The organism is Streptomyces cadmiisoli (assembly GCF_003261055.1).
Lineage (GTDB): Bacteria > Actinomycetota > Actinomycetes > Streptomycetales > Streptomycetaceae > Streptomyces > Streptomyces cadmiisoli.
Genome location: NZ_CP030073.1, coordinates 537,432 through 557,591, shown reverse-complemented (window position 1 = coordinate 557,591; position 20,160 = coordinate 537,432). Strand labels below are relative to the sequence as shown.

Below are 20,160 nucleotides of genomic sequence, written 5' to 3'. Positions count from 1 at the left end.
GCTCCGCCGTATCGGCAGCCGTCCGTGCCGTGGGAGAGCAGACTTGATCCTGGGCTTGAGTGAGCTGGGCCAGGTCTCCCTCGCCACTGCGGTAGCACTCTGGCCCCCGACGGCCGTGCTGTCCTGGCCACCGGCTTCCTCACTGCGGAACCACATGGCTCATGTCGACGTCCGTCCAGACGTCTGCAAGATCATGAATGCTGACGGAGGACCCGCCCATGACGGGAACAGCTGCCCGCTACCTGTACCTCACCCGCCACGGTGAGGCCTCATCGGACGAAAGCGCACTGACGGAAAGCGGTCGCCGTCAGGCCGTTCTGCTCGGGAAGCGGCTCCGCACGGCCCCTCTCACGGCGATTTTCCACGGCCCGCTCCCCAGAGCAGAGCAGACCGCGCAGCTGATCGGCCGGCAGCTCAACGATGTCGCCTTGCACCGGTCCGCTCCGGCCGGCGACTACATCCCCTACATTCCTCGGCGTGAGGAGCTGCCGCCGGAATCGGCCGGCTCCTTGCTCGGCCACCTGGCCCAGTTCCCGGCCGCGGACCGCGAACAGGGCCCAGGGCTGGCACAGGAGGCCCTCTCACAGTTCACGGGACCCGTCGCCGGCGTCGAGCCACGCCACGAGCTCGTCGTCACTCACAACTTCCTCATCGGCTGGCTCATCCGGGCCGCCCTCGACGCCCCGAAGTGGCGTTGGACGGGCATAAACCACGCCAACGCCGCGCTGACCGTCATCCGTTATGCGCCCGGCCGAACCCCGGCTGTGCTCTTCTTCAACGACACCGGCCACCTTCCTGCCGAACTTCGCTGGACCGGATTTCCGCCCGACCTCCACGTCTGAATGCAGATGCCCCATTGCAGGCGGCTATCCGCGCACCCGCGGCGAGGAGCAGGTCTTGGACACTCCCATCGCGGCGTTCCCCGAACTGGAGAGACTCCTTGTCCAGCACCGGAACGACGCCGTACGGACCGGTCGAGAAAGGCGGCCGGAACGGATGGTGCTGGAGGCGCAAGGTTCCCTGCGGAACACCGCCCGCTCCGGCCGCACAGTCACTTCTGCCCCGCGAATGCTCCGCCAACGGAATCGGATCAGGAATTCCATGGACACGTGCACCGAGGCCGTGCGCTGAGGGCCCCGTCGGCCGTGACCGACGGGGCCCTTCGCAAGGGAGTTGTCTACCAGCGGTACCAGCGGCCCTTGCGGCCGCCGTGGCCGGCGGGCCGGACCACGAACCCCAGCAGCCAGACCACCAGGACGATGACAGCGATCCACCAGAGCGCCTTGAGGGCGAACCCCGCACCGAAAAGGATCAGTGCAAGAAGCAGAACGAGAAGTATGGGAACCATGATTATCAACCTCCGCACACTCAGGTGCCCCGCGAAATCTCCTTCACGCCCTCAAGACGTAGATGCGTGTTTCCGTGATTCCCGGGAATTCGGATGCGTTGCGTGGAACGGGTTGTGTGACGGCGGCGTGGCAGACAACGGGTGCCGGATTTGCAGAGCGCGACAGTGACGGACGGACACGAAGGCGACGGACGGACCAGACGGCGGCCTCTCGCGGCTGCTGCAGCCCAGCGCGCGGCCTCCAGCGTCCCTCCCAGATCAGCGTGGCGGCCTTCACGTCCTCGCCGCAGCGGCTGTTGCCGGTGGTACTGCAGTCCCGGTTCTCTCCTACTGCGTACGGGAGGTGACGTCACCCGGCCGGCGCCCCCGGGAGACGGGGGAGTCGCGATACCCGGTCCGGGCCCGGGATGCAGCGAGCGGACTGCATCCCGGCATCACATCTCGAGACGCGCGGGCGGTCGTACCGGAACCGAGCCGGCCGTTTGCGGACCCGGACGGATTGGCAGGGCCAGCGTGGACATGCATGGGCTCAGAGCGGGAATGAGACGCTCACCTTGCTTTCCACTTAAGGCGGCACCGTGACGTCCTCCACGAACGCCCCCGAAGTAGATGCCTGCAACACAGGAACGCCGGAGGTCTTGGACGACCTGCCGTGGATCGAAGACGGCGGGAAGATCGCCCCCAAGGACGCACGCGTGCTGTCCAAGCTGTTCCTCGACCGGCTGCAGGTGCTGGAGGAGGGGACCCCCGAGTACCAGCACGCTCGCAACACGCTGATCGAGATGAATCTTTCACTCGTGGTCTTCGCGGCACGCCGCTTCCGCAATCGGAGCGGCGGCGACATGGAGGACATCATCCAGGTCGGCACGATCGGCCTGATCAAGGCCATCGACCGCTTCGACCTGTCCCGCGAGGTCGAGTTCACCTCCTTCGCGATCCCGTACATCGTCGGCGAGATCAAACGCTTCTTCCGCGACACCACCTGGGCCGTCCATGTGCCCAGGCGCCTGCAGGAACTCCGAGTCGGCCTCGCCAAGAGCAGGGACGCCCTGATCGCAGAGTTGGGCCGCACGCCCACGGTGAAGGAGCTCGCCGACCACTTGGACCTGACCGAGGACGAGGTCATCGAAGGCCTCGTAGCCTCCAACGGCTATGTCGCCGGCTCGATCGACACCCCGGCCGGTGACGAATCCGGCGACGGCGGCCTGAAGTACGCGGACACCATGGGCGATGTCGACCCGACCCTGGACCTCTTCGAGGACCTGCACACGCTCGGCCCTCTGCTGCAGCAACTCGACGACCGGGAACGGGCCATCATCGAGATGCGCTTCGGACAGGAGATGACCCAGGCGGAGATCGGCCGCGAACTCAACCTTTCCCAGATGCACATATCCCGCCTTCTCAACCGCACCCTCACCAAGCTCCGCACGGGCCTGCTTCCCGACTGACCTTCAGCGACCTTGGGGCGACCTCGTGCTACGACGTGGCCGGCCGTCGGACGGGTGATCGCGTCAGGCGAAGGCGTCCCTCCCGCGGCGTCGCATCCGGTACAGGCGGGTGTGACGTGCCCGCCGGGTTGCGTCACGCGGTGACTTGGGCGATGAACGCGGTGAGGTTCGCGACGGTCCGCTGGATCTTCTCCTCCATGGTGAGCGTCTCGTGGAGCCGGGCGCCCATGCCCGCGTCCTTCTTGCCCCGCACGTACAGCGGGCAGGCGAGGTCGCTGCATATGTACGCGCCCACGGTGTTGCCCTGCTGGCCCGCCTTGCCGGCTTTGGGGGCGACCATGAGGGTGACGCCGCCGGTGTGGGTGGTGATGCACATCGAGCACATGCTGCGCCGCGTCTGCCAGGAGGCGGCATTGGCGCAGCGCAGGGCGAGTGCCGTCGGGCGGCCGCCGATCTCGGTGGCGAGGTAGGCCCGGTCCGGGGCCTGCGGGTCCCGCCAGCCGAGGAAGTCCAGGTCGTCCCACGGCCGCTCGGCGAGGTCACGCGGGACGGACAGGCGTTTCGCCTCGCCCTTGGTGCAGTTCACGAACGCGCTGCGGATCTCTTGCTCGGTCAGTGGCTTCATAAACGGCAGGCTAATTTGCCTAAAGCCCTTAGGCAAGTGAATAATGACCATCGCCGGATGGGAGGTAGGTTATGGCACGAGCGGTGCTGACTCCGGAGCGGCCGACCCGGGCCGGCGCGGAACTGGCCGACGAGGCCGGTTCCGTCCAGGTGACCGTGTCGGCCCTCGCCGGGCGGTTCGACATCAAGGTCGCGAGTCTGTACTCGCACGTGACGAGCTCACAAAACCTCAGGACCAGGATCGCCCTGGTCGCGCTGGAGGAACTCGCCGGCCGGGTCGCAGCAGCCCTTGCCGGACGTGCGGGCGCGGACGCCCTGGTCGCCTTCGCGGACGCCCGATGCGACTACGCCCGCGAGCACCCCGGTCGCTACGACGCCGCCCAGCGCGGACTCGATCCCGAGACCGCGGCCGCCAGTGCCGGCGTCCGCCACGCACGGATGACGCGTGCCATCCTGCGCGGCTACGACCTGTCGGAGCCGGACCGGACGCACGCGGTCCGGATGCTGGGCAGCGTCTTCCACGGCTCCGTCAGCCTGGAGACGGCCGGAGGATTCAGCCACACCGGCGTCGACTCGCAGGCGTCCTGGCTATGGATCCTGGACGGCCTAGACGCCCTGCGCGGAACCGGAGCACGCCGTGACCGGCAACGGGCCGCACCACCGGACGCGCTCCGCAACGCCGCCCACCCGCGCATCCGAACAACCCGTACATCCTGATCAACAGGCAGGGACCATGCACACCGAGCACGACTGGACCACCACACCCGTCACCGCGGACATCCTGCGCGGCTTCCTCGACCTGGAGCAGACCGCACATGGCCTGCTCCCGCACCGGCTGCCCGCTGCGGCGCGCCGGCAGATCCCCGACGAGCAACTGGCCGTCGCGCAGGCTCAGCCGTCCGGCGTGCGGCTGGCCTTCCGCACCCGCGCCACGGCCGTCGAACTGGACACGCTGCCCACCAAGCGCGTCTACCAAGGCTTCCCGGCCCCGGCGGACGGCGTCTACGACCTTCTGGTCGACGGCCGTCTCGCGGCCCAGGCCACCGTGGCCGGCGGCAACGTCCGCACGATCACCGACATGATCACCCAGGCCTCCGAACTGCGCGAAGGGACGGCCGGCACCGCCCGCTTCACCGGTCTGCCGGCGCACGACAAAGAAGTCGAGATCTGGCTCCCGCACACGGAGATCACCGAGCTGATCGCCCTGCGCACCGATGCCCCGGTCGAGCCGGCAACCGACATCGGGCGCCGGGTGTGGCTGCACCACGGCAGCTCCATCAGCCACGGCTCCAACGCCGACCACCCGACCGCCATCTGGCCCGCCCTGGCAGCCGCGGAGGGCAGCGTGGAACTGGTCAACCTCGGCTTCAGCGGCAGCGCGCTGCTCGACCCGTTCACTGCCCGTGCCATGCGGGACACCCCCGCGGACTTGATCAGCGTCAAGATCGGCATCAACATCGTCAACGCCGACGTGATGCGCCTGCGCGCCTTCACCCCCGCGGTCCACGGCTTCCTCGACACGATCCGCGACGGGCATCCGGTCACACCGCTGCTGGTCGTGTCCCCGATCCTGTGCCCGGTCCAAGAGGACACCCCAGGTCCCCTCGCGCCGGACCCCGACGGGGACAGCCTGCGGTTCAAGGCCATGGGCGATCCGGCCGAACGCGCAGCCGGACGCCTCACGCTCAACATCATCCGCGACGCACTCGCCCGCGTCGTCCAACAGCGGGCAGTTGACGACCCCAACCTGCACTACCTCGACGGCCGTGACCTGTACGGCGAGAGGGACTACGCCGAAGCCCCGCTGCCTGACGGGCTGCACCCCGATCCCGAAGGACACCGCCGCATCGGCGAGAACTTCGCGCGGTACGCGTTCGGCTCCGGCGGCCCCTTCGCCACACAAGCCAGCTACTGAGGTTGAATGCGTGGCGTTGTAGAGGGCTTACGGCTCATGATCCGTGCGGCGTGCGGCGTGCGGCATGCGGCATGCGGCATGCATGAGGTACGCGCAGGACGGCGGGCCCCCCGCCGAACGCCCAGCGTTCCGGGAGCGATCGCCCGCTCGAGGCAGCCGACCGGTTTGCTCAAGGGCATGAGAACGTGGTCGTCGCGAACGACCTGCGGGTCAGTGCGCGTTCGGTGCAGCGCTGGATGCGTGTCGCTCACCTGGTGGGCGATCATCGTGCGATGGAGATGGATACGGGTATGTGGCCGGTGCTCCCGGACACGGAACGGGATCAGTGGAACTACCTTCCCGGGCGGATCCTGGGGCCCCTGCGCATGGACATGCACCAGGAAGAGGTCATCGCGGCTCTGGCCACGCACGGCTTCACCGCCAAAACCGACGGATACAGCCCAGGGTGGGACCCCGTGCGCTTCGCCAAGGAAGGCTCCCCCCTGAGCCAGGCGGCGCTGGAGTGCTACTTCTACGCGGACGGAGAGCTGGCCTACGTCCAGGTCGACGGACGTCTCGGCCCCCAGGTGACCTGCGAAGGAATCCGGCTCATCGGCCGCCCCCCTTCGCAACTCGCCCAGGAGATGGAAGCCCACGCGACCAAACACGACACCGACCTGCGGTTCAGCCCCACAGGAGACATCTCCTGCGACGGCTTCCAACTCGAACTCGGCGCCCAGCGCGTCGGGGACCGCGTCGTGTCCTGGGCCCTGTTCTTCGTCTCGGGAGACGACCACTCCAACACGCGCGACAACGCACCCGAAGCGGTCTGGTACCGCTGGTAGACGGCACCGCGCTCACCTCGCCGCGCCGAAGAGTGATGTCGTACGCATTGCTCACCCCGGGCGACAGCGGCCAGGCCGGCGAACGGGCGCTCCATGTCTACCGGGGCTGGAGCGGTGAACTGTCTGTCCGCTACCCGTCGTTCCGTGCTTACCCGAGGTGCATCGAGAGCACCGACGAATCAACCTGCCCAGGCCGCGGCACGAATCCGCATGTCGTCAGGTCGGCAATTATTTCGGCACGAAGGGCCGGCCACATCCAAAAGGTCTCGGTGTGCCTTCTCAACACACCTTCTCTCCCTTTCACCCAGTACTCGAAGCGTGTGCGTATTCGCCCGTGGTCGGCCGACATCACCATTCGGCCGCCGTACTCGTGCCGGCCCACTCTCTGCTCGGGAAAGGCCCGCGCCGTTTCTTTGTCGGGAAGACGTGCAGGCGGAAGCTGCAGCAGCAGGGAACCGCCCGGAACGAGTGCCTGGGCGAGCGCCGGCCACAGAGTACGTCGCGATTGCGGCGTCATACAGGCGATCGTGTTGTGGCAGACCGCGATGTCCGCGACTGCCGTCAGCCGTGCCTCGGCGAGCATCTGGGGGTGCACCGTGACGCGTTCGCGCAGCGCCACGGGCAGGGAGGCCAGGCGCGTCATCAGCGGTGCGCGCATGGCACGAGCAGGCTCGACAGCGTGCACGTCGACTCGGGACTCCACGACGCTCATCACCGTCACGCATCCGGTTCCGGCTCCGACGTCCAGCACTCCGACATGGGCGCGGGCGACATCATGGCTGTAGAGACGATGAACCGTCAGCGCATCCTTCGGGGCCTGCAGAATGTCGTAGAACTCGGCGCTCACTGCGTAATCGTCGTGCGGCTTGCCAGGCATCGACGGTGCGGTAAGTGCGGGCCACATATTCACTAAGAGTAGCTGTGACTCGTAAATGTGCCACGCGTAATCCGCGGCAGACGTCACCTGTGACCATGAACCACGTCTCTTTTCTCGACGCGGGCAGAAATTTTTGCGCAGAGGGCGAGGCTCTGCGTCCGACTCGTGGCCGCTGACCTGTTCGAGTCGGGGGCCAGTGCCGAGACGACCTTCAACGGTCCGACCTGGCCCCACTCGGGCCGGCCGCGCTCTGCGTGATCGGTGGGCCGCTTCCAGTGGTGCCGCATGCTGTCGACGGCCCATGCCTGCCGCGGTTGGGGGCCCGGTGCCCGAGAGGCGCTGCCTTCGACACCGTGCGAGCGGCCCCGCGCCCTTGCCTGCCTTGGGTTATGCGTATAACCTCACCGGGCCAGCTGCGATACGTCGCCGAGTCAGGAGAGGAGGCTTCCGGAATGAACACCAACCAGGGGAGCCGCTACCTCTTCGGTGACCATTCGTACCGCAGCGAGTTCTACGGCTGACGAGACGCCTGGGCGAGGGGACACGTGTGCTCCGCCCCCGGCTCCTCGAGGGCACAGGTGTGCCCTGACGACTGCGTTCTCTCTCACTTCAGCCAAGGAACTTCGCCATGCCACAGCCTTCTCCTGCCCGCAGCGTCATTCCCCACGACGGCACTCAGTGGGCCGCGCGCCACATGCCGTTGCTCGCGTCGACCATGCAGACGTTCGGAGCGGCGTTCGCCGGTCGCCGGATAGGGATCTGTCTGCACATCGAGCCCAAGACCGCGGTGCTGGTCTCCTATCTGGCGCAGGCAGGCGCCGATGTCGTGATCACCGGGTCTCCCGGCACCACGCAGGAGGACACCGCCGACGCTCTGCGCGACTTCGGCGTCACAGTCGTCGGCCACCGCTCCGACACCCTCGACCAGCATCGCAAGAACATCGAGCAGGTCGTCGAGTCCCAGCCGGACCTCATCCTCGACAACGGTGCCGACCTGATCGAGGCCGTCATCGCCCGCGGCGGACTGCCCGGTCTCATCGGAGCCACGGAAGAGACCACCACCGGCGGTCTGCGTATCCGCTCCTGGGACTCCCCGCCGGCTTTTCCGGTCATCGTCATCAACGACAGCCGTCTCAAGCTGCTCGTCGAGAACGAGTTCGGCGTCGGGCAGAGCGTCGTCCAAGGGTTCATGAACGCCACCAACCTCATGCTCCCCGGCGCCCACGCCACGGTTGTCGGCTACGGCCCCTGCGGCCGTGGTGTCGCCGACACCCTCGCCCGGCTCGGTGCCCGCGTCAGTGTCGCCGACACCGACCCGTACCGGGCGCTGGAAGCCGTCATGGCGGGCCACCGTGTAGGAGACCTGCGCGACCTCCTTCCTCAGACCCAGCTCCTTTTCCTGGCGACCGGCCATCCCGACGTCATCGGTTCCACTGAGATCGAAGCGCTGCGCGACGGCACCCTCATCGCCGGTGTCGGCCACATGCCCTGGGAGCTGGACAGCCGCGCCCTCGGTGAGCAGACCACCTCTGTCCGCCGCTCCGGAGCCAGCGGGCAGGAGCGCAGCGTGCATCAGTTGCACGACGGCAGGGAGATCACCGTTCTTGCGGACACCAAGATGATCAACCTGACCGCCGCGAAGGGAAACCCGATCCAGGCCATGGACCTGGGCCTGACCCTTCAGGCCCGCAGCCTCGCCGCGATCGCCACCGGTGAGGCCCTGTCTCTCGTCAACGGCACCCAGGCAGTCCCCGCACCCATCGACCGGCAGGTGGCTGCCGACCTGGTCCACGTGCTGACCCGGATCTGACGGACCGCCTTCCGCGCGCGGCGAGCCGTGCGCGGAAGGCGCCACTCCGTCCGCAGCCGGTGATGCTTGCATCAAGCACTCAGCGTGGCGGCGATACTGCGCTCGCGCCGCCGCCGCGCGACATCAGGACCGCAGCAAGGCCTGGCGTGCTGCGGTGAGGAGCCATTCCTCAGCCTGAGCGTGTGACCATCCGTTGTCGTCGATCAGGGTGAAGAAGCCCTGGTAGCCGAAGTAGAACCAGAGGATGTCCAGGGCCCGTTCGGCGTCGATGCCGTCCCGCAGCGCCCCGAGGTCCGCCAGGCGTCGGGCGGCCGCCGCTGTGCCGTCCCGGTAGCGCTGGGTCGCGATGGCGAGGCCTTCCGCGGCCGCGGTGTCGTGGGGGGCCGTGTTCAGCACGACCCGCATGACGTCGCCGTAGTCCTCGCGCATCCGCCGGGTCAGGTCGGCGACGATGCGCAGGATCTCCGCCGCGTCCTCCGCCTCCTCGAGGCTCCGGCGGGCGGTGTCGACCTCGGGGGCGGCGGACCAGAGGTCGACCAGAATCCGCAGCAGACCCTGTTTGCCACCGACGACGTACACGGTCGCCGGTGAGACGCGTGCGGCCGCCGCGATGTCGTCGACCTTCGTCGCGAAGTAGCCGCGTTCGCTGAAAAGCCGCCGCGCTTCGTCGATGACGGCACGCCGGGTCGCCTCCGCGTACTCCGCTCTGCGTGAAGGCCGGCCGCTCGCCTGCGTCCGGCCGGGGGTGGGTTTGCTGCGCGGGCTCATGTGGCCCAGTGTACAGCCCAGCTCTACTCAAAGTTGTTTGCCTCTGGGAATTAGAGCAGTAGCCTGTTTGTTGGAGTGACACTCTGATATTCGGGGATTCACCTTCAAGGGGTCGCATCATGACCACAGCACCCGAGACCATCGCCGCAGCTCAGGAACTGAACGCGCAGCTCGCACCAGGCACGGTGGCGGTATCCGGCCCGGCTTACGAGGCCACGCGGCGCATCTGGAACGCAGCTGCACGGACCCGGCCGGCCCTCGTCGTCCACGCCCACTCCCGTGAGGATGTCCGAGCCACCGTGGTCGCGGCCCGCCGACACGGCCTGCCGTTCTCGGTACGCGCCGGCGGACACGACATTCCCGGCCGCAGCCTGCGCCAGGACGGGCTGGTGACTGATCTGACGCACATGCGACAGGTCGCCGTCGACCCGACTGCGCGCGTGGCCACTGTCGGCGGAGGCGCCACGGCAGCCGACCTCGTTCGCGCGCTGGCACCGCACGGTCTTGCCGCCGTCACCGGCACCGTCGGCAGCGTCGGGATGACCGGCCTGACTCTCGGGGGCGGATATGGCCCGTTGACCGGCCGGTACGGCCTGGCACTGGACAACCTGCTCGGCGCCGACCTCGTCCTCGCGGACGGCCGGGTGGTCACGGTCGACAATGAACACGAGCCCGAGCTGTTCTGGGCTCTGCGCGGCGGAGGCGGCAACTTCGGCGTCGTGACATCCATGCGGGTGCGCCTGCACACCCTGCGGGGACTGCTCGCCGGCCGGATTGTCTATCCCTGGCCGCACGCCGGGACAGTCCTTGCCCGCCTCGCTCCGATCTTGGCGGCGGCGCCGGACTCCCTCTCCGTGCACACCGGCCTGCTCACCGGCACCGACGGGGCACCGGTTCTGGTCCTGACGGTGGCGTGGAACGGCGACCCGGCTGCCGGCGAAGCGCACATCGACCGCCTCCAACGGCTCGGAACCCCGATTCTCACCCAGATGGGACTCACCAGCGCGGAAGAACTACTGAACCTCAACGCCGCTCAGGGAGAGGTCACCGAACGGCACTACACCGCCCGCACACGGTCGGTCGCCGCCCTCACCCCCGACGTCATCGGGGCCCTCCTCGAAGGCATCGGTTCCGCCACCAGCCCCCTGTCGGGCATCCTGCTGCACCACTTCCACGGCGCCGCAGCCCGGGTGGCCGTCGAGAGCACCGCGTTCGGCACGCGCCGACAGCACCTGATGGCGGAGATCGTCGCCGCGTGGGAACCCTCGGACGCCCACCTGCACCAGGCCTGGGCCGACTCGGTCGCCGACATGCTGGCCGCGAACGCACTGCCCGGCGGCTACCCCAACATGCTCGGCGTCCGTCAACACGCCGAGATCGCGGACGCCTACGGTCCCCACACCGCACGTCTCCTGGCCGCCAAGGCCCGCTTCGACCCCGACGGCAACTTCACGGCCACGCCGCTCCCTCCCTCTCCTGCCACGGAATTCGGACCGGAAGCGAACCCCGACGTGCACCGCAACGCCGTAGCCCACGGCTCACCCACCCACGACAAGACCAAAGCGGCGAGCACCGCAGACGGCCGAGAGAGCTGACCCCATGGACATGTTGACGGTCTCCTCCCAGCACCGGCACGGCTGGTCTGTCGTCCAGGTCAAGGGCGAACTCGACTTCGCGAGCGCCTGTCTCCTGGACGAACACCTCGACGCCATCACGGCGGACCACCGACCCCTCACGATCGTTCTGGACCTCTCGGGGCTCCGCTTCTGTGACGCCGGCGGACTGCGTGCGCTGGTACGCGCCCATCACGTCGCCCACCGACGACGCGGCAGGGTGCGCCTGGTGTGCCCGGCCGGGAGGATCAGGTTCCTTCTGGAGCTGACCGCGCTCGACACGATGATCCCGGTCCACGCCACCCTCGCCGCCGCCCTTGCCTCCGGGCCGGACGAGAAGCCGCAGCGGTCGGAGCCGGCAGCCGATCCCACCCCGGACGGCATCCGCGGACCGGTTCCGACCCAGCCCGTCACCCACGAGGCGGAGCTGCCGGCCGCGGCAGCCAGCCGATCGCAGGTCGCCGACGTGGCGATGTGCGGGACACGCAAGAAGGCGCTCGACAGGTTCCCCGAGTGTGCGGGAGGCAGGTGAGACCGATGACCGTGAACTCCATGACGGATCTGATGCCGCAGGTGGCCAACTGCAGGGACTACTGGCTCGGTTGGGGAGCCGACGCCAGGCTGGACGACAGCCTCAGCCACTTCCGCAGCGGGCTGGCCGATCCACAACTCAACGGAGTGCTGCGCCTGCGCAGCACTCATGATGTCGAAGGAGCGATGCACCAAGCCGGCGAGAGTCTGGCGGGAGTGCCGTGGATGTGGTGGGTCGGACCCGACAGCGCCCCTGATGCCGCCGAGCGTCTCATCGGGCACGGTGCTGTCCAGGTGGCCTCAGTACCGATCATGGCTGTCGACATCGATCGGCTCGCCGATCCCGACGGGCCCACGGGGCTGAAGGTGCAAACGGTCGACGACGCCGACGCACTCGCCGAGTGGGTGCGCGTGTACACACCCTCGTTCAGCTTCGCACCCGACCTCGTCGACGACATCCTGCGCGTCGAGTCGGGGAGGCCGGACGCTTCGCGCATCGTGCGGCTCATCGGCCGGCTCGACGGCCGGGCCGTGGGCACCGCCCTCCTGTACGACGCCCACGCAGTGGCGGGCGTCTATGTCGTGACCACACTCGAATCCCACCGCCGGAAGGGCATCGGTGCCGCCCTCACAGCGGCTGCCCTGTCCATGGGCAGAGCCCGCGGAGCGCGCATCGGCACGCTCCAAGCCAGCAGTCCGGGCGCCTCCGTATATGACCGCATGGGCTTCACCGCGGTCGCCGAATACCGACTGCTCCGACTCCCGGCACGCTGACCCGCGACACGGTGAATCAACCTACAAGACGGGCGACTTGAAGCGGCACCCACCTCGCGAGCTGGACCAACCGCCAAGTGCGGCCCGGGGAGTGCCGATCCGAGAAGAGCCGGACACCACCCTGCCGCGGGCACGGCCGGCAGGGATGCAGCACCGGTGGACGGTGGCCGCGACAGGGATGCCGGCCCACTGCGACGGCCACCGTCTCCGTCCGCATCGCCAGTTGGAGCCTTCACGGAAACCTCATCGGAACCTGACAGCTGCTTAGTTCACTGCTGTTGATCATCACGGCGTTCGGATGAATTCGCCGGACACCGATGACCCGTAAAACTCTCCCACTGGAATCGGAAGACATGGGCAGCAGACGAACGCGAGCAGGAGCCCCGCTGGGCGCCCTCGCCATGACAGTTTTACTTGCTTCGACTCAACTACCGGGCACGGCCTGGGCGACCGTCCCTGTCGAAGCGTCGGACGCGGTGCCGGCACGGTTCTCGGCAACCGTCCGGGACCAGGTGAAAACCGTGACGCTGATCACCGGTGACAAGGTGACCGCGGCGGTGGACGGCTCGGTCACCGGGATCGAACGGGCAAAGGGCCGCGAGAAGGCAGCCTTCTCGGTTCGCGAGATCGACGGCCACCACCACGTCATCCCGGTCGACGCACTACCCGCGGTCGCCCGCGGGACACTCGACCGCCGGCTGTTCGACATCACCCAACTCCTCGCCGACGGGTACGACGACGCCTCCCGAGCCGACCTCCCGCTCATCGTCACCGGCCCACGCGGGTCGCTGCCTGACACGGGGGCCCTGCGCGGCGCGGGAGCGCGGGTCAGCCGGGAACTGCACTCCGTGGCCGGCGTCGCGGTCGAGGCGGACAAGGAAGACGGCGCCACCTTCTGGGACAAGGTCACCGAGGGTGCTGACGGCGGACAGGGGACGGCTCGTCTCACGGAAGCCACCGGTGTGACGAGGATCTGGCTGGACGGCAAGCGCCGCGCCTCCCTCGACCGCAGTGTCCCGCAGATCGGCGCGCCGACCGCCTGGGAAGCCGGATTCGACGGCGAGGGCGTCACGGTGGCCGTGCTGGACACGGGTGTGGACCAGACCCGCCCGGATCTGGTCGGACAGGAGATCGCCGAGCGGAACTTCACCGAGTCGGCCGACAACGCGGACCGTTACGGTCACGGCACCCATGTCGCCTCGACGGTGGCCGGCACCGGGGCAGCGTCCGGACGCGGCTTCAAGGGAGTCGCGCCGGGAGCGCGGATCCTGGACGCCAAGGTGCTCAGCGACGAGGGCAGCGGATCGGACTCCGGTGTCATCGCCGGTATGGAATGGGCGGTCGCCGAGGGCGCGCGGATCGTCAACCTGAGCCTGGGCGGCACGGACACCCCCGGCGTCGATCCCCTGGAACAGGCGGTCAACCGGCTCTCCACCGACACAAACACGCTGTTCGTCATCGCGGCCGGCAACGACGGCGGGGCCGGCGAGAGCACCATCGGCTCACCGGGCAGCGCCGAGAGCGCCCTGACGGTCGGCGCGGTGGACAAGCAGGATGTGCTCGCCGACTTCTCCAGCCGTGGCCCCCGCGTCGGCGACAGCGGCGTCAAACCGGACCTGACAGCCCCGGGTGTGGGCATCACGGCCGCTGTTCCCCCGGGCAGCGTGCTGGACACCGACGACCCGTCCGCCGAACCCGGCTACGAGTCGCTGGACGGCACGTCCATGGCCACCCCGCACGTAGCAGGCGCGGCGGCGCTGCTCGCGCAGCAGCATCCCGACTGGAGCGGGCGCCGGATCAAGGCCGCGCTGACCGGATCGGCCGAGCCGGGACCGTACAGCGCCTACCAGCAGGGCACCGGCCGCACGGACCTTTCCCGGGCGATCGAGCAGACCGTCGTCACCGAGGGCGGACCGCTCAGCTTCGGTGTGCAGCGGTGGCCGCACCACGACGACGAGCCGGTGACCAAGGAGGTCGTCTACCGCAACGTGGGCACCCGACCCGTGGTGCTCGACCTGGCCACCGAGGCCGTTCGCTCGGACGGCACTCCGGCACCCGAGGGCCTGTTCACGGTGTCACCCAGCCGCCTGACCGTCCCCGCAGGAGGTGAGGCGAAGGCCGACGTCACCGCGGACACCCGCGTCACCGACGCGACAGGTTCCTACGGCGGCGCGGTCACGGCCGTACAAGCCGACAGCGCGGTCTCCGTGCGCACGGCGATAGGTGTGGAGCACGAGCAGGAGTCGTACGACCTGACCGTCAGGCACATCGGCGACGACGGCAAGCCGGCCGGCAACGGGGCCACCATGATCGAAGGCCGCGACTCGGACCTCTTCGCGACGGTGTCGGACGCCGAGGACGGTGAAGTCACGGTCCGGCTGCCCAAGGGCGGCTATGCGCTGACCGGGTTCGTCGGCGGAGAGGACGTCTCCCCGGACCCGCTGTCGATAGTGATGGCGCCGGCCTTCGAGCTGACCGAGGACACCACCGTCGTCGTGGACGCGCGCAAGGCGCAGCACACGAGGATCACCGTTCCGGACACGGAAGCGGTGAACCACCACGCGCAACTGGTCGTGGGATACACCGTCTCCGGCAGAAGCCGGCCCTCCGTGTCGCTGTACAACTTCACGGACTTCAGCGGCTTCAAGACCGGTCACCTCGGGCCGGTAGCGCCGGAAAATGAGGCGTACGCCCAGTACAGCGGCTTCTGGACCCGGCCGGCAGGCAGCGCTCCCGCCGGTGGAACGGACGTCAACTACCGTCTGGCGTGGAACCGTACCGGCACGCTGGGCGCCTTCACCACCTCCGTCCAGACGAAGCAGCTCGCCAAGATCGACTGGACGGCCGGCAGCCCGACAGCCGGTGCGACCGCGCAGATAGCGATGGCACCCGAACCACCCCTCGACGGGCCGGCGGCGGACTTCAGCACGCCCCGAGAGCACCCACTCCCTCGCCGGACGACCGAGTACGTCCTCGCCAACGGCGTCAGGTGGCTCACGTCGGTGCACACCGACGGGGTGTCCCTCCTCGGGGACTACGCGGTCTACCGCCCGGGCCGGACGTACACCGAGCGCTACAACGTGGGCGTCTTCGGCCCAGCGCTTCCTGCGCGTCCCACCGATGTCGAACCGGGCTGGAACAACGCCGGAGCCGCCCGTCGCGGCAACGAGATAAAGGTGGAACTCCCGCTGTTCAGCGACGGCCAGGGACACCTCGCCTACAGGTGGGGAGGCCCTGAGACCACGCTCCACGTCGACGGGCAGGAACTCACCGGAAGCCCGACAAGCTTCTACGGCGGCGTCAGCTACGAAGTCCCGGCACACGACGGTCGCTACGACCTCGTGATGGAAGACACCAGAGATCCCCAGCAGCACCCCGTGAGTACGCATGTACGAGCGCACTGGACCTTCCGCTCCCAGCACACGCCCGACAACGAGTGGACCCGACTGCCGCTCTCTGTAGTGCGCTTCACCCCTGAGCTGTCGGCCTCCGCCACCGCGAAGGCGGGCGAGCGGTTCCAGGTGCCCTTCACGGTGGAGGGCGCCGCCACGGCCCAGACCATCCGAAAGCTCGCCTTCGAGGTCTCTTACGACGACGGCAGCACTTGGGCCCCCGCCGAAGCGGCCAACGGCACCCACCTGTCGCTGGTGCACCCCGAGCGACCCGGAAGTGTCTCCCTCCGGGCCAAGCTCACCGACAGCGACGGGAACACACTGACCCAGACGATCGACCGGGCGTACCACACGGTCGAATAGTGGACACCGCTGCCCCCGAAGCCGCGCGACTTCCGGGGGCGGTTGCAACATGATGATCAACCGGCTCCGATCAGGAGTCCTGCGAGGCGCTCGGCTGAGGACGTCCAGCCGAGCGCCTCGCGCGGAGCCGTTCAATGCGACAGCGGCAGCGCCCGTCCGGGCCTGGCTGTGCCCGGGGCAGGTCGCTGTCTCACTGGCGTCACTTCGGGGAGAAACGGCAGATCGGCAAACAGTCCGGGCGCGCCCGCGTCGGGAACGACCGGTCATTCACTCGGACGCGGAGGCGGCTCGTCGAAGAGGCCGAGCTCGTCATCGTCCGGAGCCTGGAAGAGCTGCACGTACTCCTCGAGCAACTCGCGGTTGACGGGAACAGTCCCCGGCTCACCATCCCGACCGCGGACTTCGAGGCGGCGGCACAATTCATCGATCGACACGGCGAGATAGCGCAGTTCCACGGGGATCCCGAGCGCGCGCGCCGCCAATCGCTTCTCGTCCCGGGACGAGCGCTCCCAGAAGCCGAACTCCAAGACCACAGTCTGTCCGAGTCTCAGCAGATCTTGCGCATGAGTCCAGAACCGCCTCTCGAGGCGGTCGCGCGTCCGCTCGTCGAACGGGTCGATGCCGAGGTCCGACAGCCATTCGTCCGGGCACAGCCGCGCTGCCGGGATATCCCTCGCCAGGCGTTTGGCGAGCGTCGTCTTCCCGGAGCCGGGAAGCCCGCACAGCAGGATCAACCTCGGCTCAGGGCCCACGTTCACCAGCCACCTCCACAGCACCGCAGCAAGATCACCGCGACATTCTCGCGCACCCACAACCGAACCCGTCCTCGCTCAGGTGACGCCAGGAGTCCCGCCTCCCGGGGCGTGGTGCGCCATCTTCATACGCCGGCTCCCCAAGTTGCCGGGGGCAGTGATCGATTCGCGCGCGGCGTATCTTTGCTGTCCCGGCGAGCTGACACACTCCCTCGATGAGCATGGAGAACCGACAAGAGGGCTTCGTCGATCCGCAGGAGCCGTTGCTGCGCACGGACTGGCACTCGGTGGAGCACTGCTGCCCGAACGATGCGCCGGCGACGCCGGTGATACTGCGGCACCTTCTGGACGACGACACCGGCAAGCAGGGCGCCGCCCTCCGCAACCTGTATCAAGCCGTCACGCATCAGCACACCTTCTACAGTGCCACGGCCCCGGCGGCGACGTTCGTCGCGGCGATTCTCGCGCACCCCCGGACTCTCGCCGAAGTCACCGACCAGACTCCGTGGGAAGTCGCTCACCGCGGTGAGAAGCCTCGATTCCTCCTTCGCGTAGGTCTACTCAACTGGCTCAGAAGCACAGCTGCGGACGCCAACGATGAATCACCCGGCGGCCTCCAAGCCGACATCGAGGCGTTCCGCGCTCTTCGGCCCGCCCTTCACGACGCCATACGGCCCCTCCTCACAGACCGCGATCGAGAGATCCGCGAGGCTGCCCTGGCCGCTCTGCTCCCGCTGCTCGCGGCACCAGAACTGGCCCACCACAGAGCAGAGCTGCGTGACACCGTCCTGGCTCTTGCGACGGAGGACACCCCATATCGGCGCCACGCGGTCCGCGCACTCGCCGCCTGGGGCGAGGACACCACACCCTTCCAGCGGGAAGCGAACACCCCCACCGACGCCCGCCCCAGTGCTGAGGGGTTCGCCGACGATCCGCCCTTCTGACATCACCCTTCGGTCGGCCGATGCCCGTTCCAGCCGTCCTCAGCGAGCATGCCCAGCGATCCCCAGGAGGAACTACTGCCTGACCCGATGTCGTATCCCGCTTCTATGCTCCCGGGATGACGTCTTTCGAAGGAACACATCCCACCGCTCCCGTCCGGGTGGGTAGCCGCCACGCCCAGATCGACGAGCAGCTCGCACCCGCGATCCAGGCGATCTGGGAGTGCGGCTTCGACACATTCACTTGCTGTCAGGACCTCGCCGAGAGCAACGCGGACTGGCCGGAGAAGTTGCCGCACATGGCCGAGTGGGTGGAGTCCCGACGTGGCTGGATGCTCATCGACTTCCCGGTCGACAGCGGACTCGCCTTCCTCTCAGCCGTGGCGAACGCCGGTCCGCGGGACGCGTTCTATGTGCGGATGACGCACTGGGCGGCTCCAGACGCGTGGGACGTGAAGCTCAAGCCGATGGACGCGGCGATGTTCCAGGAGGAGCTCCCGTCGCGGTTCGGTCTGCGATTGCTCCAGGTGAGCTTCCCGGGCTACGACCTGCCGGAACTGACCCGGCGCCTCCACGAACACGCCGCGGGCCGCTCAGTGCCGCCGGCCCCCGCCGACTGGAGCACCGTTGGCCGCTAGGCTCGCCGAATAGCGGTGCTCACCACCAGCCCTGTCGGGCGTGAGGACGGTCCTTCCCGCGGTGCGACTGTCAGTGGCTCGCCGTACGGTTCGAGCGATGACAAGCCAACCGGTGGAGCCACGCACCCTCGAAGCTGCGATCCGCGATGCCCGTCAAGCTCGGATCGAACACGACAATGCCTTGGAGTGGCTCCTCAGACCCGAAGCGCCACGGAGTGGCCCCCTGGCCAGTGAGGTGTGGGTGTTTGACAACGCCCTGACTCATGTTCTGCTCGTGCGCCATCGTTGGCGGGGATGGGTACCGCCCGGTGGGAAAGTAGATCCGGGAGAAACGCCGCGCGAGGCGGCCAGGCGGGAGCTGTTCGAGGAAACCGGGGTCAGGGCAGAAATTCTCGCAACACCCGCAGCTGTCACCGTTCGTTCGTATCATTCCGATTGGTCGCCCACTATGGGGGTTTCATTCGTCGCCGTCATCGATCGCAGAACACCATTGGCACCGGAGGACGGCCAGCCTGCCGCATGGCTGAGGCTGGATGAGCCATGGGAGGGGTACTTTTCTGAGGATCGCCTCCGAATGAGTCAATGCACGGGCTGGATCAGCGAATGTGTCCAGCGGCGGTGACGGCTCAACGGCCTGTCGGTGCCTTGGCCTGACACCGACTTTCAAGACGGGCTGCTCGGCCGAAAGGCGTACGCGCTCGCAACACCGTGCAATGTTTGCGGCGTCAGTCCGAAGCGATGATAGGAATCATGATACGTACCAACTCACCGGCCAGCCGCCATCAGGTAGCGGGGAATCGGTTGGCGGACACTTTGTTCGGCGCCGGCTGATGCTGCCTGTCTGGGCCTGGTCATCTCCCTCGTCTGAGTGGGAAAGGGAACTGCAATGAAGGCATCCAAGGCCTCGCCGCTCGTCGCACTGACTGCGCTCGCACTCGTCTTCAGCACTCCGTCCGCATACGGGAACACGTCGACGCAGGGCCATGGAAATGGCGGGACCGAGCAGATCACACTGGCTTCAAAGAGGGCCGGCGGCTCGTTCCCCGATCTCACCGCAAACCTGTTCGACCAGCGCGGCAAGCGGGTCGGCTTCGCCACGAGTGACTGCACTGTCATCATCAGGAACCCCAGCACGACCGCGTGCCACGGGTCCTTCGTGCTGACGGGCAGGGGCGAAATCACCTGGCAGCACTCCACCCGGTCGGCGCAGCCTCCGTACTTCCTGGCAATCACCGGGGGGACCGGAAGGTACTGCGAAGCCAGTGGACAGGTCCGCGTGGTTCGTACCGAGTCCAGTCCTCAGGGCGGGCTTTACAAGTTGACGGTGTTCACGGGCCGAGCGTGCCCGGTGTAAGAACCGGCGGCCGCCGTCAGGCATTGGTCATCACCCATGAGCAATGTGCCGCTCGCGGTGTCGTCCGACTTCTGGCGCGTAGTCGGCATCCGCTCGGATGGAGGATGCGCTGCTCGCCTCAGGAAAACGTTGTTCCGCAGTGACGTGACAGGGCCGGAGGGCGTCCTCTCAGCACAGCCACTTCAGCA

General features: G+C 68.1%; 20 protein-coding genes. 15 read left to right on the top strand and 5 right to left on the bottom strand.

The window, feature by feature from the left end:
• The first annotated feature begins 218 nt into the window (after positions 1-218).
• Positions 219-842, top strand: a complete 624-nt coding sequence (locus DN051_RS02445; RefSeq protein ID WP_112441971.1) for a histidine phosphatase family protein — start codon at positions 219-221, stop codon at positions 840-842.
• 335 nt (positions 843-1,177) lie between these two features.
• Here the strand turns inward: DN051_RS02445 and DN051_RS02440 are convergent, their stop codons facing one another.
• Entirely contained in the window at positions 1,178-1,348 is a 171-nt protein-coding gene (locus DN051_RS02440; protein ID WP_053758933.1) for a hypothetical protein, read from the bottom strand.
• A 638-nt stretch (positions 1,349-1,986) separates the two neighbouring features.
• Between DN051_RS02440 and DN051_RS02435 the strand changes: the two genes are divergently transcribed.
• Complete coding sequence (locus DN051_RS02435; RefSeq protein ID WP_112437818.1) at positions 1,987-2,796, top strand: SigB/SigF/SigG family RNA polymerase sigma factor; 810 nt, start codon at positions 1,987-1,989, stop codon at positions 2,794-2,796.
• A 133-nt stretch (positions 2,797-2,929) separates the two neighbouring features.
• On the opposite strand, the gene DN051_RS02430 is transcribed toward DN051_RS02435, so the two are convergent.
• A complete protein-coding gene (locus DN051_RS02430) occupies positions 2,930-3,421 on the bottom strand; it encodes an FBP domain-containing protein (protein ID WP_112437817.1) in 492 nt (163 codons plus the stop codon).
• A 71-nt stretch (positions 3,422-3,492) separates the two neighbouring features.
• Here DN051_RS02430 and DN051_RS02425 point away from each other — a divergent pair, with 71 nt between their 5' ends.
• The 3 genes from DN051_RS02425 (at position 3,493) to DN051_RS44850 (ending at position 6,159) form a co-directional block, all read left to right on the top strand.
• Positions 3,493-4,137, top strand: a complete 645-nt coding sequence (locus DN051_RS02425; protein WP_112437816.1) for a TetR/AcrR family transcriptional regulator — start codon at positions 3,493-3,495, stop codon at positions 4,135-4,137.
• Positions 4,138-4,153: 16 nt separating this feature from the next.
• The gene (locus tag DN051_RS02420) at positions 4,154-5,335 is read left to right on the top strand and encodes a GDSL-type esterase/lipase family protein (protein ID WP_112437815.1); all 1,182 of its coding nucleotides are present in this window, start codon (positions 4,154-4,156) and stop codon (positions 5,333-5,335) included.
• Positions 5,336-5,607: 272 nt separating this feature from the next.
• Positions 5,608-6,159: a hypothetical protein gene (locus tag DN051_RS44850; RefSeq protein WP_162624802.1), complete on the top strand. Its 552-nt coding sequence runs from the start codon at positions 5,608-5,610 to the stop codon at positions 6,157-6,159.
• Positions 6,160-6,307: 148 nt separating this feature from the next.
• Here the strand turns inward: DN051_RS44850 and DN051_RS02410 are convergent, their stop codons facing one another.
• Positions 6,308-7,006 (bottom strand): methyltransferase domain-containing protein, encoded by a 699-nt coding sequence (locus tag DN051_RS02410; RefSeq protein ID WP_246040866.1) that lies wholly within the window; start codon positions 7,004-7,006, stop codon positions 6,308-6,310.
• A 419-nt stretch (positions 7,007-7,425) separates the two neighbouring features.
• Between DN051_RS02410 and DN051_RS47210 the strand changes: the two genes are divergently transcribed.
• Together DN051_RS47210 and DN051_RS02405 are read left to right on the top strand one after the other, a co-directional pair.
• Entirely contained in the window at positions 7,426-7,557 is a 132-nt protein-coding gene (locus tag DN051_RS47210; RefSeq protein WP_281289053.1) for a hypothetical protein, read from the top strand.
• Positions 7,558-7,664: 107 nt separating this feature from the next.
• Complete coding sequence (locus tag DN051_RS02405) at positions 7,665-8,846, top strand: adenosylhomocysteinase (protein WP_053758927.1); 1,182 nt, start codon at positions 7,665-7,667, stop codon at positions 8,844-8,846.
• Between the two features lie 123 nt (positions 8,847-8,969).
• On the opposite strand, the gene DN051_RS02400 is transcribed toward DN051_RS02405, so the two are convergent.
• Positions 8,970-9,614 (bottom strand): TetR/AcrR family transcriptional regulator, encoded by a 645-nt coding sequence (locus tag DN051_RS02400; RefSeq protein ID WP_053758926.1) that lies wholly within the window; start codon positions 9,612-9,614, stop codon positions 8,970-8,972.
• 119 nt (positions 9,615-9,733) lie between these two features.
• On the opposite strand from DN051_RS02400, the gene DN051_RS02395 reads away from it, so the two are divergent.
• The 4 genes from DN051_RS02395 to DN051_RS02380 all read left to right on the top strand — a co-directional run bounded on the left by DN051_RS02395 (position 9,734) and on the right by DN051_RS02380 (position 16,287).
• Positions 9,734-11,209, top strand: a complete 1,476-nt coding sequence (locus DN051_RS02395) for an FAD-binding oxidoreductase (RefSeq protein WP_112437814.1) — start codon at positions 9,734-9,736, stop codon at positions 11,207-11,209.
• Between the two features lie 4 nt (positions 11,210-11,213).
• A complete protein-coding gene (locus DN051_RS02390) occupies positions 11,214-11,759 on the top strand; it encodes an STAS domain-containing protein (protein ID WP_112437813.1) in 546 nt (181 codons plus the stop codon).
• Positions 11,760-11,764: 5 nt separating this feature from the next.
• Positions 11,765-12,532 (top strand): GNAT family N-acetyltransferase, encoded by a 768-nt coding sequence (locus DN051_RS02385; RefSeq protein WP_112437812.1) that lies wholly within the window; start codon positions 11,765-11,767, stop codon positions 12,530-12,532.
• A 521-nt stretch (positions 12,533-13,053) separates the two neighbouring features.
• Positions 13,054-16,287 carry a S8 family peptidase gene (locus DN051_RS02380; protein WP_162624801.1) on the top strand — a complete coding sequence of 1,078 codons (3,234 nt, stop codon included), beginning with the start codon at positions 13,054-13,056 and terminating at the stop codon, positions 16,285-16,287.
• Positions 16,288-16,550: 263 nt separating this feature from the next.
• Here DN051_RS02380 and DN051_RS02375 read toward each other — a convergent pair whose 3' ends face one another.
• Entirely contained in the window at positions 16,551-17,045 is a 495-nt protein-coding gene (locus DN051_RS02375) for a P-loop nucleotide/nucleoside kinase family protein (protein ID WP_112441967.1), read from the bottom strand.
• A gap of 209 nt (positions 17,046-17,254) precedes the next feature.
• On the opposite strand from DN051_RS02375, the gene DN051_RS02370 reads away from it, so the two are divergent.
• From DN051_RS02370 to DN051_RS02355, 4 genes are all read left to right on the top strand, one after another.
• On the top strand, positions 17,255-17,983 hold the full coding sequence (locus tag DN051_RS02370; protein WP_112437810.1) for a hypothetical protein: 729 nt from the start codon (positions 17,255-17,257) through the stop codon (positions 17,981-17,983).
• 116 nt (positions 17,984-18,099) lie between these two features.
• On the top strand, positions 18,100-18,618 hold the full coding sequence (locus tag DN051_RS02365) for a hypothetical protein (RefSeq protein ID WP_162624800.1): 519 nt from the start codon (positions 18,100-18,102) through the stop codon (positions 18,616-18,618).
• Between the two features lie 97 nt (positions 18,619-18,715).
• A complete protein-coding gene (locus tag DN051_RS02360) occupies positions 18,716-19,240 on the top strand; it encodes an NUDIX domain-containing protein (RefSeq protein ID WP_112437808.1) in 525 nt (174 codons plus the stop codon).
• Between the two features lie 264 nt (positions 19,241-19,504).
• Positions 19,505-19,972 carry a hypothetical protein gene (locus tag DN051_RS02355; RefSeq protein WP_053758920.1) on the top strand — a complete coding sequence of 156 codons (468 nt, stop codon included), beginning with the start codon at positions 19,505-19,507 and terminating at the stop codon, positions 19,970-19,972.
• Positions 19,973-20,160: the final 188 nt, after the last annotated feature.

Excerpts from the sequence above, each read along its gene's own strand:
- DN051_RS02445 (WP_112441971.1), top strand. The coding sequence starts at position 219 with ATGACGGGAACAGCTGCCCGCTACCTGTACCTCACCCGCCACGGTGAG.
- DN051_RS02440 (WP_053758933.1), bottom strand. The coding sequence starts at position 1,348 with ATGGTTCCCATACTTCTCGTTCTGCTTCTTGCACTGATCCTTTTCGGT.
- DN051_RS02430 (WP_112437817.1), bottom strand. The coding sequence starts at position 3,421 with ATGAAGCCACTGACCGAGCAAGAGATCCGCAGCGCGTTCGTGAACTGC.
- DN051_RS02425 (WP_112437816.1), top strand. The coding sequence starts at position 3,493 with ATGGCACGAGCGGTGCTGACTCCGGAGCGGCCGACCCGGGCCGGCGCG.
- DN051_RS02420 (WP_112437815.1), top strand. The coding sequence starts at position 4,154 with ATGCACACCGAGCACGACTGGACCACCACACCCGTCACCGCGGACATC.
- DN051_RS44850 (WP_162624802.1), top strand. The coding sequence starts at position 5,608 with ATGGAGATGGATACGGGTATGTGGCCGGTGCTCCCGGACACGGAACGG.
- DN051_RS47210 (WP_281289053.1), top strand. The coding sequence starts at position 7,426 with ATGCGTATAACCTCACCGGGCCAGCTGCGATACGTCGCCGAGTCAGGA.
- DN051_RS02405 (WP_053758927.1), top strand. The coding sequence starts at position 7,665 with ATGCCACAGCCTTCTCCTGCCCGCAGCGTCATTCCCCACGACGGCACT.
- DN051_RS02400 (WP_053758926.1), bottom strand. The coding sequence starts at position 9,614 with ATGAGCCCGCGCAGCAAACCCACCCCCGGCCGGACGCAGGCGAGCGGC.
- DN051_RS02395 (WP_112437814.1), top strand. The coding sequence starts at position 9,734 with ATGACCACAGCACCCGAGACCATCGCCGCAGCTCAGGAACTGAACGCG.
- DN051_RS02390 (WP_112437813.1), top strand. The coding sequence starts at position 11,214 with ATGGACATGTTGACGGTCTCCTCCCAGCACCGGCACGGCTGGTCTGTC.
- DN051_RS02385 (WP_112437812.1), top strand. The coding sequence starts at position 11,765 with ATGACCGTGAACTCCATGACGGATCTGATGCCGCAGGTGGCCAACTGC.
- DN051_RS02370 (WP_112437810.1), top strand. The coding sequence starts at position 17,255 with ATGAGCATGGAGAACCGACAAGAGGGCTTCGTCGATCCGCAGGAGCCG.
- DN051_RS02365 (WP_162624800.1), top strand. The coding sequence starts at position 18,100 with ATGACGTCTTTCGAAGGAACACATCCCACCGCTCCCGTCCGGGTGGGT.
- DN051_RS02360 (WP_112437808.1), top strand. The coding sequence starts at position 18,716 with ATGACAAGCCAACCGGTGGAGCCACGCACCCTCGAAGCTGCGATCCGC.
- DN051_RS02355 (WP_053758920.1), top strand. The coding sequence starts at position 19,505 with ATGAAGGCATCCAAGGCCTCGCCGCTCGTCGCACTGACTGCGCTCGCA.